We start from the raw sequence: 14,566 nt of genomic DNA, 5'->3' as shown, positions 1-14,566 counted from the left end.
ATAATTCAAAGGCGACATTTGTCGAATTTGTAAGGATAGTGAATTTGGTGTAAACGGTTGTACTTCAGCTGGATTTAAAAGGACGACCTAGGTCGATGTAGCGTTAAGAAAGCTTTTGGATTTGCGTTAAGAACACATCTACAAAGTGCAACGGCTTGGAGCTGTTTAGTAAATCCAAAAGCTTTTAGCGTGACATTGACCCAGTCTTGATTATCTCCGATGAGCTCGCAAGCTCGGTTTGTTTGTTTCTTTATTCATCAAGGAATATAGAAAGCCCCCGTCGCGGGCAAGCGACGAATAAAAACCTTAATCCTTTAATAAATCCGGCCTTCGCTCTTTGGTCCGTAATAACTGCTGTTCATCACGCCATTCCGCAATTTTAGCTTCATGTCCGCTTAGCAATATAGCAGGTACTTTATGTCCGCGCCACTCTGCAGGTCTCGTGTAGATGGGGGCGTCGAGGAGACCATCTTGAAAAGAATCCGATAATGCGGAGGTTTCATCAGATAAGACGCCCGGTATCAGTCGTACAATTGCGTCGACAACTATCGCGGCCGGGAGCTCACCACCCGACAGTACATAGTCGCCTACAGATATTTCCTTCGTTACAAATACATCACGAATTCGTTGGTCGATACCTTTGTAGTGTCCACATAAGATAATGATATTTCCTTTTGTAGAAAGGTCGTTGGCGATTTCTTGATTTAACGTTACACCATCCGGCGTCATATAGATTATCTCATCGTATTCACGCTCACTTTGTAGTTTTTCGATGCAGGATGCGAAAGGTTCTATTTGCATCACCATCCCTGATCCACCACCATAGGGGTAATCATCTACAGACTTCTGTTTGTTGTGTGCGTATTCGCGTAGGTTATGAACATGAATTTCTGCTATTCCCTTTTTTTGCGCACGTTGTAAGATGGAATGTGCAAAAGGACTTTCTAATAAAGAAGGTAATACGGTGATGATGTCAAATCGCATATTGCAAAAGTAGTGAAAAAAGCAAAGAGTTTTCTGAGAAGCGGTATGCCGTTGTTACAAAGGGGTGTTACAAGAAGGTATTAATGGTACTTGTCATTCTTTTATTTACACCAGGCGAAACTGTGAAATACTTGTGAAAACACTAAAAATAATGGTTTGTTAATGAAAAATTAATATGCTAGCATTGTTTTTTTTAAAAATATTTGCATAGACAACCTATCTAACTTATATTTGAGCGTTTTAACATATTTTAACAATCCGAATATTTCATTATATTCGGATTACATAAACTAAATACAACAAACATATGAAACAAAAATTACTCAGTTTTTTTCTAGTGTTTACATGCCTGGTAGGGGTATCGTTTGCACAGAATCGTCAAGTGAGTGGTAAAGTAACATCAGCTGCTGATGGAAGCCCTGTTTCAGGGGTATCAGTTGCGGTTGTTGGTGCTACCACCGCCACACAGACGGATGGATCAGGAAACTACTCACTTTCTGTTCCCGCAAATTCAACATTATTGTTTTCTTATATTGGCTACACGTCGCAACGTGTGCCTGTAGGAACTCAAACAGTTTTAAATGTACAATTAGTTGGAGATGAAGAAGCATTGGATGAAGTTGTAGTCACTGCATATGGTACTCAGACAAAGGAATCTATTGCGGGGTCAATTTCCACATTAAAGGCAAAGGATCTGGAACAAGTTCAAACAGCTAATGTAGTTCAATCACTCGCTGGTAAAGTTGGAGGCGTTCAGATACGTTCTACCACTGGACAACCGGGGGCACCCGCAACCGTAAGGTTTCGAGGTCTAGGTTCTATTTCTTCATCAAACGACCCACTTTATGTTGTTGACGGTGTTCCCTACAATGGAGACATTGCGGCAATATCTGCTCAAGATATTGAAGAAATGTCATTCTTGAAAGATGCTTCTGCAAATGCATTGTATGGCAGTAGAGGAGCGAATGGCGTAATTATTATTACTACGAAAAAAGGAAAACAAAGTGGTAAAGTAGATATAAGCTTTGATTCGCGTGTCGGGGTTAACTCTAGAACAGCAAAAGATTACGATTATATAACTGATCCTCAAGAATACTATGAACTAAGATGGCAAAGGTTGAGATTGGGTGCTTTAGTAAATGGACAATCGGATTCTGACGCACGAACTGCTGCTACTAATGGCCTGTTTGGGGATTTAGGTTATAACATTTTTGATGTATCCAACAATCAGATCGTTGATCCTCTGACCGGAAAAATTAATCCTAACGCTTCCTTGCTTTATCATGATGATTGGAATGACTATTTGTTTGACAATAGTATCAGACATGAACATTCACTAAATATCGGTTATGCTACTGATAAAATTTCTGCTTATTTATCTGGCGGCTACCTACAAGACGAAGGTTATGTCGTTAATTCTGGATTTGATAGGATTTCATCGAGAGCAAATTTGGAATTTAGGCCATACGAATTCATGAAATTAGGTACAAATATAAATTTTGCAAGTACCAAGGCTCGAGATCCTCAAGCCGGAAAGGAATCCGCTACCTTTTCTAATTTGTTTTCTTGGTCTAGGAATATGGCTCCAATCTATCCAATTTTCGCAAGAAATGCACAAGGTGAAATGCTTTATAATGCGGACGGACGTGAATTATACGATTGGGGAAGAGGAGAGACAACCAATCCAGATGGTAGTGCCACAAATCGGCCATACATTACTAATATGAATCCATATGCCACAACTTTACTGAATAGTCAAAAAAACAATAATACGAACTTGGGATTAAGAGCATATGCTTCTTTTGATTTCTTGAAGTATTTTAACTTCACCTATAATTTAGGTTATGATTATCTTGGGGGTAATAGATTTCGATATGCTACTGAAGAGGGGGGAGACGCAGCGCCTTATGGCGGATCTTTGACCAATGCAATTACTATTGCTCAGACAATAACAAATCAACAGTTATTGAGTTTTGATAAATCTTTTGGAGATCATACATTAAATTTGATGATTGGGCATGAAACTTCAGATTATTCAAACAAGCTCTTGTCGGGAACTAAAACTATGATTGTTATCCCTAACGAAGAGTTTTTGTCAAATGCAAGTAAATACAGTGCGTTAAATGGATATGCAGATCTTTATAAGGTTGAGGGATATTTGTCTAAGTTAAACTATAGTTATTCTAACAGATATTATTTAAATGCTTCATATAGAAGAGATGGATCTTCCGTATTTCATCCTGATCACAGATGGGGTAATTTTTATGGACTTGGTGGAGCTTGGATAGTATCTAATGAGAGTTTTTTTGCAGGCGTTAATTCAATTTCTAATTTGAAACTGAAAATTAGTTATGGTGAACAAGGAAATGATAACTTATATTATCCATCATATGTTGCAATGGATCATAGAAGTCACTTTGGATTCAATCGTAATTATTATCCTTATCTTGATCAATTTGAAATTACTGCAGATGCAGATGGTAACCCTTCTATTAAGCAGGTTTATACAGGAACTGAGGATTTGAAATGGGAGGTGTCTCGAAACTTTAATACTGGTTTTGAACTAGGATTATTTGCTAATCGATTAAATGTAGACTTCGAATTCTTTACTAGACAAGTTTCGGATATGTTGTATAATTTCCCTCAGGCTCCGTCTTCCGGTATACCCGCTGTATCCCAAAATATCGGCGATATGAAAAATACCGGGGTTGAACTTTCTATTAATGGAGATATTGTACGCACCGAAGATTTGAATTTAAATTTGTGGGTAAACGCAACCCATTACAAAAACAAGATTACAAGGTTACCTCAGCCGTTTGTAGCAGGAACTGTGTTTCGTTTCGTAGAAGGAGAGAGTGCATATACTTATTATTTAAGGGAGTTTGCAGGTGTAGATCCAATTACAGGATTTGGTAGTTGGTATCAGGGCGATGTAGATCCTATTACAGGAAAAGCTACTGGAGAGAAGGAAGCGGTTGCGACACATTCTGCTGCAACTCAGTATTTGAATAAGAAGACTGCGCATCCAGATTTATATGGTGGCTTTGGATTTGATTTATCTTATAAGAAGCTGGCTTTTAATGTTGGTTTTGCTTATCAGATTGGCGGTTATGTTTACGATAATGTATATCAGGGATTATTTGGGGAAGGTACTGGTATGGGAAATAGTGGAGCAAATTATCATAAAGACGTATATAATACTTGGACTCCAGAAAACACTAGTGCATCTCTTCCCATCCTATCTAGTGTGGATAGAACACAATACAGCAATTCTGATTTATTTCTGGTATCTGCGAATTATTTAAGCTTGGAAAATTTCGGAATCTCATATGATCTATCAAATGATACGTTTGACAGAGTTGGAATAAAAAATGCTAGAGTGAGTGTAATTGGTAATAATTTATTTATGTGGTCAAAGCGTCAAGGAATGGATCCGAGAATGATGCAGTTAGGCGGGGAGCTTAATAATGGCCTAACTCTTAATAACTATTCGTTATTGAGAAGTGTTTCACTTGGTTTAACTGTAAAATTTTAAAAGATGAAAAAGAAAAATATCATATACCTCTTACTTGTGGGGACTCTATTTTCTTCGTGTAGCAAAGAATTTCTTAACGTAGATCCACAATCGACAATAAATCCTGATCAGTTAGGCTCTTCACCTGCGGCTACCTTAGGAACTTTGAAAGGTGTTTTTGCAACTCTGCGGTCTGCTTTGACAACTGGCTATGCTGGTCACGAGGACTATGGACATAAAGGGGTGCTATCTGTTATAGATTTAATGGGTAACGATGTAATTATGGATAATTTGAATTGGGGTGGGTTTAATTATAATTATACAGGTCGAGTGTCGACAAATTCCCGTTCACACTTTCCCTGGTTCACCTATTATACACAAATAAAAAACGTTAACACAATTGTCAATAATGTTGCTCCTGATACTGAAGATGCTGATTTGAAAGCTATTAGAGGTCAAGCGCTTGCGTTAAGAGGCTATTTTCATTTTATGTTAGCTCGTATTTATGGTCCTACTTATTTGGGTAACGCTTCCAATTTAAGTGTTCCTATAAATGCAGCCGAACTTTCATCAAAAAGAAATACTGTAGAAGAAGTTTATTCTCAAATTGAAACAGATTTGAAGGATGCCATCGTAGCGTTAGATGGGTATTCTCGACCTAGTAAAGAAATGGTTGATAAGAGTGTTGCGCAAGCATTTTTGGCAGATGTTTACTTGGAAATGGGGAAATATGCTGATGCAGCGGAATTAGCTAACCAAGCTAGACAGTCATATTCATTGTTAACAGAAGATGGATGGAAAAATGGCTTTTACGATATCAATCAAGCCGAGACTATGTGGGGTGCCGATCTGAATGCGGAATTAACAACCTTTGTCGCAAGTTTTTTCTCTCATTTTGACAATACCAATGAGGGATATTCAGAAGGTGGTAACATTTCGATAGATAGACGATTATATGACGCTATGCCTTCCACAGATCTTAGAAAATCGATGTTCTTGGGAAGTGAAGGAGGAGAATATGATGGAGTTGATTACAGCCCATATATTAGTTTAAAATTTAGAGATCTCACCTCAGATAGAACACAAGGAGATTATATATACCTGCGTTCGGCTTTAATGTATTATATCGAAGCTGAAGGATTAGCAAAATCGAATAATGAAGCAGGCGCTAGAGATGCTTTATTTGAGATTACGAGCAAGAGAGATCCCCAATATGTTAAATCCACAAAAAGCGGACAAGCTTTAATAGATGAGATTATATTGCAGAAACGGATTGAGCTTTGGGGAGAAGGTTTCGCTTATTTCGATATAAAACGTCTAGGTGAAGGTGTGGTAAGAGATTATTCAGGATCCAATCATCCTACATATGGAAAGTTTAATATTCCAACTGGAGATTCAAGATTGTTGTTTATGATTCCACAGGCGGAAGTAGATGCTAATCCAGATATTCTACCGAATAATCCTCAATAATAGTCTTTAAGATGTTAAATGTTAAAATCCCTTCTTCAGAGAGGGATTTTAACATTTATATTTATTTTAAAAAATATAAAATAATTTTCTAATATTAGCAATACACCTACCTCCTAAGCTACTTTTCCTACAATACCAAAGAAAATATCTCGTTATTGCATCTTCTACATCTAATAATATAGGAAAGCCATTATCTACTGCATCAGCAATGAATTTTACACGTGCTAACTGCTTCAGTTAACAACTATATTTCAAAGATAATTAATCTAGGCCTTGATGATCTTTATGTGGAGCGCCGGAAGTATTTGATCCGCAGCTCTCTATGCTTGGTTTCCGAAGGCTGCACGAGGGGATGCTCCTGCCAATTAACTAACATTGTTTTCGCAAACTTTCAATAATACCTTGTCAATAAACTGGTTGAATTTTTGTTTTTGGAAGGTTTTTCCCCGGGGCATATTAAAGTCGATACGGTGTTTACATAGTTTCCGAATCTCCGGCAGTAAAAAAACAGAACAAATGCTGATCCTCTTCCGGGGATATTGACCCCCTGATTTTGGCTCACGGGTTGTCATTACTATTGACTGACAATATTACTTTTTTTAGACTTTCACCTTTTTAATTCTATCCTGTGTGATTTAACATGCACGATTCTGTCGAGGACGGCATCTGCTACGGTATCTTCACCTATGATATCGTACCAGCTTGCTACGGAGAGCTGATTGGCAATAATGCTCGCTTTTCTGCCGTGCCTATCTTCGAAGATTTCCATGAGGTCCAGACGCTGTTGCTGCTCCAGACAAAGGATACCAAAGTCATCCAGTATCAGGAGACCCGTTTTCGCTGTTCAATCGGCTGATTATTTGTTATATAATCCTTTAGCTAAAGTCTTCATCCAATGCAGCCGTCATTTGAAGTTTTCATTGTTCGTCCTGCGGACACTACGAAACTTAGTTATTGTAAGCAGTTTTTTATTGTTTTTGGTATTTAGCTCGACAACCTTCGAAGCAACGATAAAAAATAATTAGTTTATTTCCGGTCTGTTCAAATTTATAATTATAGTCTAGGTCCGAACAGTCAGAAGAACTAATTGTCAAGTTTGAAATCGAGTAAGTTCCTGAAGTCGGATCGTCTGAATTGATTGACATATCACACAATCTACCGGTTGATGTAATGATTCCATTATTCTCGAAACTTATAATTTTATTACTCTCTACAGCGAAAAATGTTCTGCTTCCGTCTCCAGGATCAGCTAAAATTTCAATCAACTTCCAATTAATTCAGTGTTGAAACTAGTTTCGTCAGCCTTATCACAGGAAAATAAAATTCCGATTGTCGCTAAGATCACAAAGATTTTTTTCATAATATTTTATTTTGAGCTATTAATTTTTGTATACAGATTGTTTTTTGATTAAAACTGCCTTTTTTAACATAACTCGTTTTACTTCGTAGAGCTGTGCATTGTTATTTCCCGATTACAAGCTGGGCTTTCAGCCTTCGGTTCGTCAATACTTATATATATGCGTTGCCTTAAAAAGTATCGTAAATATAATAAATGTGGTAAGTTAATTCAGCATGAAGGGAAGTTATGTTTGGCGAAGCAAAATTAACTGAGCACGCTGCCCTAATCGTATTCGAATATATAGAAACCTGGTATAATAGAAAAAGACTATATTTTGCACGGGATTACTTGTGTCCAGAAGAATATGGACAAAAATTAAATAAACAGAATCCATAGTAATATCTTATTACATGGTTAATATAAGGTATACTGTGATAATTAACTCTGCTCTTACACCATTTATTGTTGTGATTTTTATTAGCAGCCAATGCTTTAAGATCCATTAAAAGTAAGGGTGACACCTTCTTTTTCCACAGAATAATTCAGCTGACAATTAGTTTGTTAGTATATACGTGTAAAGGCAAGCTACTTCATGTCGAGAGAATGTAGCTTGCCTTTGAAGTTCTCCTTATGGATATCCTAAGGCTCAACTGGGAGGACCCCGCCACTTTGAAGTTCAATAACTTTCTCAACCCATCCCGTCAAACCGCATTCGGTTGATGCTTGAACGCTTACCCTTACCGTCCGATTTCCTGAACCGCTCCCAATTCTCAAATTCAGCGTTGGTCCACTGGTATTGTGAAGTGAATTTGGAGGTGCTCCGACAACAGTCCAATTATATGTTGCACCAGCAATTGGCGAAACCGAAAACGTATAAAGACCAGTGTATGCTAGTGGCCCCGCGGGACCGAAAATCCTTGGATCTTCGGGGCCTACTCTAATCGACTTAGTTACTGTCAATGAATTTTGAACAGACTTTAGTATTACATTACCGATTCCAATTCGAGTAACCTTATATTGATTATTCCCCAAGTTTGTTAAAGTCGCAATATTTGTTGCGTTTTCTAGTGTTATCACACCTGGATTTGTAATTGTATATGTGCCTTCGTCACATATTTGGTCAGGACCAACGAATGTTGTTACAGGTACTGGAGGTTGATATTGCTCTGTTTGATAGATTTTATCGGAGTAGTACCAAGGTGACCAGTCATTGTAGCCGGGAGCATTAATGTAGAACCGATATTTGAAGCGTAGACTCCCATTTTTTTTATTGGATTGAAGAGTGAATGTCTTAAATTGAAATCCAGTAGATAATCCATTTTCTTGACTAAAATTTGATGATGATAAAGATATAAGTTCTGATGCATTGTATTCAGTGCCGTAAAAATCAAATACCGCATATGCCTCAACGTTTAGGGATTGGCTTTGAAGCGCTATATTCCGTCCTAATGAAAATCGAAAGTTGTAGGTCGTGTCATTCTGGCTATTGAAATAGTAAATTTTTCCATTTCGTAAAGCGGGGTTTTCCACCTCAAATGCCTCTATAAATACGTTTGCATTTTGACCATTAGCCACCAGCAAAGAAACCAGAAAACATTGCTATAAATAAATACTTCATAATTGATAGGATAGGTTTATTTATCTTTAATAATTCGTGATAGGTACCATTTGGTTTCGGGATAATCAAGAACCGTAAAGGCTTTGATGTCTGGATGGAAGATCAAGGAGTCTTGCGATACCTCTAACCTTTTGGACATTTCGCTTGTTAAGAACTCCAGCGAATATACCTTTCCATTATACTCAATTGAGTTATCAATAGCATTTTTATTAGAATCTTCCTTTTTGCAGGAGCTCAAGCTTAGTCCCAATAGCAAGAATAAATAAAGAAGTTTTTTCATAGTGTTTTGTAGTTAGTTTACTGCGTTAGTAATTTATATTGCTAAAATGTATGAAAAATATCTCGTAGCAAAAAAGAAGTATCACTAATGTTACAGGTTAGCTTGTTTTGTAACTGATTGACAGTGTGTCAAAAAGTATTTCTAATTCATTCAGATATTGTATGCTATTCGGAAAGAATTTTCGCCAGAAGCTGCATGTCATTTGACCGTACGCACGATTCATTGCCATTACCCACAAAAAACTATATCGTAGCCAGTAAAACAAAATAATTCGGTTTGTGTTTATATAGCAAATTATTAAGCAGATGTTTGTTAAGCTTACACACGCCGTATTAAGGGAATTACAAAGTGACGGATATAATGTATTGACATCCGTTAATACAGTTCACGACGATAACCCCACCTACATGCCGGAGAAGGTAGACGATGTATGGGAGTGGCTGGAAGACCTGACGGTTACACCACAAAGCCAGCCGGCGATCTTAGTTATAGAAGATGCATTAAATACTATGTTGGAAAAAGACTTAATTGGAGCAGTATGGATAGAAAAGCACTGGAAGAGGAGTATTTAAGCGAAGTTCAAAAGTAATGCAACTTCATTTAGACGAAGCACTGCATCAGAGATATGAAGGAAATGCTGAAGCTTAGGCGTGTGTTTCGTTTTATAAAAGATAAATTTCTTCTTCTTGAAGAAGGATGAATTGTTATAGATGTTTAAATTTATATTTTTAACTTTAAACTGACTCTGAGCAAAATTTAGCTAAGTTTGTGTTATGTCTGCAATCGTTATCTGTTGGTGTGGCTGGTTAGGTTTCATGCTTTGTGCCTCGGGTTATCTCCTGCTAAATATCAAAGTGTTGAAATTCGATGGCGTGTGGTTCCAACTGCTCAATACCTTGGGTGGACTGGGACTGCTGATCAGCGCGGCTTACCACACGGATTTGCCCAATATAGCCTCCAATACCATCTGGGTGCTTATCGGCGTTTTTGGGTTGGTGCGGTTTGTCAGATGGTCAGGTTCCCGAAAGCGGGGTTGATCGATTCGCATTGAGCAAAGAAAGCGCATGCCTTTTGTAATCCGATATTTTGCGATCATATTCCTCCGCGTCCTTGACCAAACTCAGGTAATAATAGGCGCCATCAATCAGCACAAAAATCAGGTCTGCCGTGAGTTGGCTATCGTCAACGGCGATCACCCCTTGCAGTTTGCAGTTTTCCAGCAATGCGCCGAGACGTTGGCGTAAGGTATCCTGAAGTTTTTTATACATGGCCTTGATCCTTTTATCGCGGAAGTTTAGCGCATAGCAACTGTAAAACAGCCCGTCGTCAAACAATTTGTTCCATTTTTTGGAAAAAAGCCGGTCGATTAGTTCCACCAATACAGGTTCCAAATCGACCTTTGTCCGGTTGTCAAATTTGTAAATCAACAAGTATTTTTCCAATATATAATCAATCAGGGCGTAGGTGAGTTCTTCTTTCGTCTTGAAATAATGGATGATCAAGCTCGGATTGATTTCCATCACGGCAGCTATTTTGGCAATAGAGGTATTTTCAAGGCCCTCCTTTTTGGCAACTTGGTAAAAGACCTTGATGATTTCCTGCTGCCTAAATTCTTTGATGCTTTTGCGTCCCATTTTTTTATAATTAGCGAATACGAAAATAACATTTTAGTTGTATATCATTGTTTAATTTTAATATTAAACGAATGTTCAATTAATAAAAAGTTGCAAGTAGTAAGTAGTCAATCGATTGCATTAAATATATCAATCGATTGCATAATTTTTTATGTTGCAAAGACAAATTAAAGATTGTACAATTGTAATGACTTTTTATTCTTGCGTTTAGCTTATTACTTGAAAGATATTGATAAACGATCGTGACTAACCGACTAATAAGTGTAATAAGCAATTTGATAGCTTGATGGAAATAGGGAAAATGCCTGCGGGGTTTCCCAATAATTAACGAATCGATAACATTGCGGTAAATTAATATAAATGTTGATCCGCTACCTTTGTTTTTTGAATAAACGTTCAATTAATATATTACATTATATCCATTAGATGATTATGAATAAACTACGACAACAAAGTAAACCCACCCGATCGGCAATGATATCAGTTGGACGGCTTTTTTTCGTTCTAGGCCTGTTGTTTTTTTCCAATGTGTCCATCGCACAGGAGGTGGTGGTTTCCGGAGTGGTGACCAATGCTACCGGCCAGCCGCTAGGCGGTGTAAGCATAACGATGAAAGGTTCGACTGTGGGGACTTCAACAAATGAGCAGGGGCAGTATTCCTTATCGGTATCGGGAAGTGGTGCCGTTTTGATTTATAGTATGTTGGGCTATAAAGCCTTAGAATACAACTATGATGGAAAATCTACACTCGATATTCAGCTGGAATCAGATGCTGGAAATCTTGACGAAGTTATCGTCGTTGGATTTGGCACCCAAAAGAAAATCAACGTTACGGGTGCGATCGATCAGATATCTGGCAAGCAGTTGGAATCCCGTCCGGTAGCCAATATTATGCAGGGGCTGCAGGGGATAAGCCCGGGCCTCAATATCACCTATGGCAATGGTAGCCCCGGCGGCATACCGAATATCAATATCCGGGGTACCACCTCCATCAATGGCGGGGCGCCGCTCATTGTCATCGATGGGATACCGGTGTCGGATACGTATGATATGATTCGGATAAGCCCAAGCGACGTCGCTTCTTATACGGTTTTGCGCGATGCGGCTTCGGCAGCGATCTATGGTGCTAGGGCGGCTTACGGTGTAATTTTGATTACTACCAAGCAAGGGAGTCAGGGCAAGCAGAGTATCAACTACAACCTGACCACGGCCTTCGGGCGGCCTACGGAACTGCCAGATCCAGTGACCGACCCCTATATTTTCTCCCGGCTATTGGAAACCTCCACCCTTAATACGCCTTGGAACGGACCAAGTTACGTGCAGTTCAGTGATGAGTATTACCAATGGGCTAAGGAGCGGTCGGACGACCCATCCTTGCCCGATGTCCGGATTAGTCCTACGGATGCGAACCGATGGGAATATATGGGTAACAATAACTGGAACGATTATTTTTTTAATAAAGCTACGGTTTCTCAGGTCCATAGCCTGGCGCTTTCCGGCGGCGCGGCGATCAATGAGAAACCTATTTCGTATTACCTGTCTGCCGATTACACCAAGGACAACGGGTTGAATAAGCTGGCCGATGACTTTTGGCAACGGAAGGGTGTCCGGGGCAGGTTGTCATTTTCTCCGCTGGATTGGTTGAAGCTGGATAACAACATGAATGTTTACCAGACAAATCGGACTCAACCTTTCGCGGGAATAACCAGTCTTTACGATCTCCAACCCACGAATGTTGTCAAGAATCCCGACGGCACGTGGGCAAATAATGCGGCGGGTCGTTTGGCGGCACAATTGGTCGATGGTGGGAATTGGAACGAAGATATGTTTGGTTTCCAGAACATTTTCAATGCCGTGGGGACATTCCTCAACGGCGACCTAACCTTTACCGGCGACGCCAGTTTTAAGCGTGAGTATTGGCGTTACCCACGACACAGCAAAAAATATAAAATTGGCTACGGACCGGATGACATCCGTGAGGAAGGCGGCAATGGATATGTGTATGACCAGCGCGGCGAGATCCAGAATAATGTATTTAACCTGTATGGCAATTACAACAAGCGGTTTGGTATCCATGCTTTCAGCCTCACTGCGGGTTACAACCAAGAAGATTATGTGTGGGAGACAACCATTGCCCAAAGGGACCAATTGATTTCCTCCACGCTTCCCTATCTAAGGCTTACCACCGGGGAAGCGCGCCTTGATGCAACCTACAGTTCGTATGCCACACGAAGTTTTTTCGGGCGGTTCAATTATACGCTCAATGACCGTTATATCCTGGAGGGTACCGGTCGTTACGACGGCTCGTCCCGTTTCCCTTCGTCCAATCGGTGGGGGTTCTTTCCCTCAGTATCTGGTGCTTGGATCGTGAGCAACGAACCGTTTTTTGAAGGGTTGAAGCCAACCTTTTCGAATTGGAAGCTTCGCACATCATACGGAAGCCTAGGAAATCAGGCGGTGGGTGATTTCTCTTATATCCAGACCATGGGCACGACGCTTTCCAACTACCTAATCGGTGGTGCCCAACGGCAGATCGTAAACGGTGCGCCCGGATTGACAATTGATCCTGGAACTTATACCTGGGAGAATGTGGCTACCTTAAACTTCGGTACGGATATCGGATTAATGCGCGACCGTATTTTCGCCGGATTCGATTACTACATCCGCGAAACCACAGGGATGCTTACCGCCGGTGAACAACTCCCCGCGGTATTGGGTACGGGTGTCCCAAGCCAAAATGCGGCTGACCTGCGCACGAAAGGTTGGGAACTTTCCTTGACCTACCGCGACAATTATAGGGTAGCCTCCAAACCGTTCGGAATAGAAGCCAAAGTCGTTTTGTCTGATTCACGGGCTCATATCACAAAATTCAAGAATGACCAGCGGTTGTTATCCAACTACTTTGAGGGCTATGAATTCGGGACGTTATATGGCTTGGTCGGCGACGGGTTTTTCCAGTCGACCGAAGAGATAGCAGCCTTGGACCAGACGGCCCTCATCCCTTGGGGAGCACTGGATATTGTGCCCGGTTGGCCGAAGTTCAAAGACTTGGACGGCGATGGCAAAATCGAACTCGGGCAAACTGCTGACGACATGAGGGACCGGGCTATCATTGGTAATACCGCTGATCGGTACCGGATTGGTTTCAACCTCAATATGGACTGGAATGGGTTTGACGCACAAGTATTCCTTCAGGGTGTGCTGAAACGCGATTTTTATCCACAGCGTTACCTGTTCTGGGGGCCATACCAGCAACCTTATGCCAATGTCTATCCTTGGCACCTCGATCATTACCGGGCAACCGATGATACGCCAGAGCAACGGGCCAAGCATTCACGGGCTTATATCGATGCGGGGTTAGCAGACGCTAACCTGAACCCTTCGTACCCTGTCTTGCAGTCTTGGCTGGCCGATGCAAATTACACTGACGGAAACGGCAATCCCGCAGGGCTGTCCATACCGAACACAAGCTATTTGCTCAATGGTGCATATCTACGGATAAAGAATATCACGTTGGGTTATTCACTTCCCCATTCTGTGATTCAGCGATGGGGAATGGGACGGCTGCGATTTTTTATCACAGGAGAAAATATTTTCGAATTTTCCGAGGTGAAGCGGTTTGTCGACCCCGAAGCGATCAACAATAACAGCGAAGCGAGGGCTTATCCATTTCAGCGCAGGTTTGCATTTGGTTTAAACATAGGCTTTTAATAGATTAACGAATTAG

The 14,566-nt window shown here is 40.2% G+C and carries 12 protein-coding genes; 6 read left to right on the top strand and 6 right to left on the bottom strand.

What is annotated here, in order from left to right; translation table 11 throughout:
* Positions 1-306: 306 nt before the first annotated feature.
* Positions 307-984, bottom strand: coding sequence for a tRNA (guanosine(37)-N1)-methyltransferase TrmD (gene trmD, locus FAZ19_RS14935; RefSeq protein WP_136821549.1), 678 nt, complete (start codon positions 982-984; stop codon positions 307-309).
* 307 nt (positions 985-1,291) lie between these two features.
* On the opposite strand from trmD, the gene FAZ19_RS14930 reads away from it, so the two are divergent.
* Positions 1,292-4,519, top strand: a complete 3,228-nt coding sequence (locus FAZ19_RS14930; protein WP_136821548.1) for a SusC/RagA family TonB-linked outer membrane protein — start codon at positions 1,292-1,294, stop codon at positions 4,517-4,519.
* Between the two features lie 3 nt (positions 4,520-4,522).
* Positions 4,523-5,968: a RagB/SusD family nutrient uptake outer membrane protein gene (locus FAZ19_RS14925; protein WP_136821547.1), complete on the top strand. Its 1,446-nt coding sequence runs from the start codon at positions 4,523-4,525 to the stop codon at positions 5,966-5,968.
* Positions 5,969-6,575: 607 nt separating this feature from the next.
* Here FAZ19_RS14925 and FAZ19_RS14920 read toward each other — a convergent pair.
* Together FAZ19_RS14920 and FAZ19_RS24510 are read right to left on the bottom strand one after the other, a co-directional pair.
* A complete protein-coding gene (locus FAZ19_RS14920; RefSeq protein ID WP_229707611.1) occupies positions 6,576-6,746 on the bottom strand; it encodes an ATP-binding protein in 171 nt (56 codons plus the stop codon).
* Positions 6,747-6,936: 190 nt separating this feature from the next.
* Complete coding sequence (locus FAZ19_RS24510) at positions 6,937-7,233, bottom strand: lipocalin family protein (protein WP_188876139.1); 297 nt, start codon at positions 7,231-7,233, stop codon at positions 6,937-6,939.
* A gap of 320 nt (positions 7,234-7,553) precedes the next feature.
* On the opposite strand from FAZ19_RS24510, the gene FAZ19_RS24505 reads away from it, so the two are divergent.
* Positions 7,554-7,703, top strand: coding sequence for an IS3 family transposase (locus FAZ19_RS24505; RefSeq protein ID WP_136821545.1), 150 nt, complete (start codon positions 7,554-7,556; stop codon positions 7,701-7,703).
* A gap of 243 nt (positions 7,704-7,946) precedes the next feature.
* On the opposite strand, the gene FAZ19_RS14910 is transcribed toward FAZ19_RS24505, so the two are convergent.
* Together FAZ19_RS14910 and FAZ19_RS14905 are read right to left on the bottom strand one after the other, a co-directional pair.
* Positions 7,947-8,882: a hypothetical protein gene (locus FAZ19_RS14910; protein WP_136821544.1), complete on the bottom strand. Its 936-nt coding sequence runs from the start codon at positions 8,880-8,882 to the stop codon at positions 7,947-7,949.
* 59 nt (positions 8,883-8,941) lie between these two features.
* Positions 8,942-9,205, bottom strand: coding sequence for a hypothetical protein (locus tag FAZ19_RS14905; RefSeq protein ID WP_136821543.1), 264 nt, complete (start codon positions 9,203-9,205; stop codon positions 8,942-8,944).
* A 305-nt stretch (positions 9,206-9,510) separates the two neighbouring features.
* Between FAZ19_RS14905 and FAZ19_RS14900 the strand changes: the two genes are divergently transcribed.
* Both FAZ19_RS14900 and FAZ19_RS14895 read left to right on the top strand, forming a co-directional pair.
* Complete coding sequence (locus FAZ19_RS14900; RefSeq protein WP_136821542.1) at positions 9,511-9,777, top strand: hypothetical protein; 267 nt, start codon at positions 9,511-9,513, stop codon at positions 9,775-9,777.
* 201 nt (positions 9,778-9,978) lie between these two features.
* Positions 9,979-10,242 carry a CBU_0592 family membrane protein gene (locus FAZ19_RS14895; RefSeq protein ID WP_136821541.1) on the top strand — a complete coding sequence of 88 codons (264 nt, stop codon included), beginning with the start codon at positions 9,979-9,981 and terminating at the stop codon, positions 10,240-10,242.
* Here the strand turns inward: FAZ19_RS14895 and FAZ19_RS14890 are convergent.
* Complete coding sequence (locus FAZ19_RS14890; RefSeq protein WP_136821540.1) at positions 10,219-10,839, bottom strand: TetR family transcriptional regulator; 621 nt, start codon at positions 10,837-10,839, stop codon at positions 10,219-10,221. The two genes, FAZ19_RS14895 and FAZ19_RS14890, sit on opposite strands and share 24 nt — an antisense overlap.
* 432 nt (positions 10,840-11,271) lie before the next feature.
* Here FAZ19_RS14890 and FAZ19_RS14885 point away from each other — a divergent pair, with 432 nt between their 5' ends.
* A complete protein-coding gene (locus FAZ19_RS14885) occupies positions 11,272-14,550 on the top strand; it encodes a SusC/RagA family TonB-linked outer membrane protein (RefSeq protein ID WP_229707575.1) in 3,279 nt (1,092 codons plus the stop codon).
* The last annotated feature ends 16 nt before the right edge of the window (positions 14,551-14,566 follow it).

The organism is Sphingobacterium alkalisoli (assembly GCF_005049105.1).
Lineage (GTDB): Bacteria > Bacteroidota > Bacteroidia > Sphingobacteriales > Sphingobacteriaceae > Sphingobacterium > Sphingobacterium alkalisoli.
The sequence above is the reverse complement of the archived record's forward strand: the minus strand, read 5'-3'. Positions and strand labels throughout refer to the sequence as shown.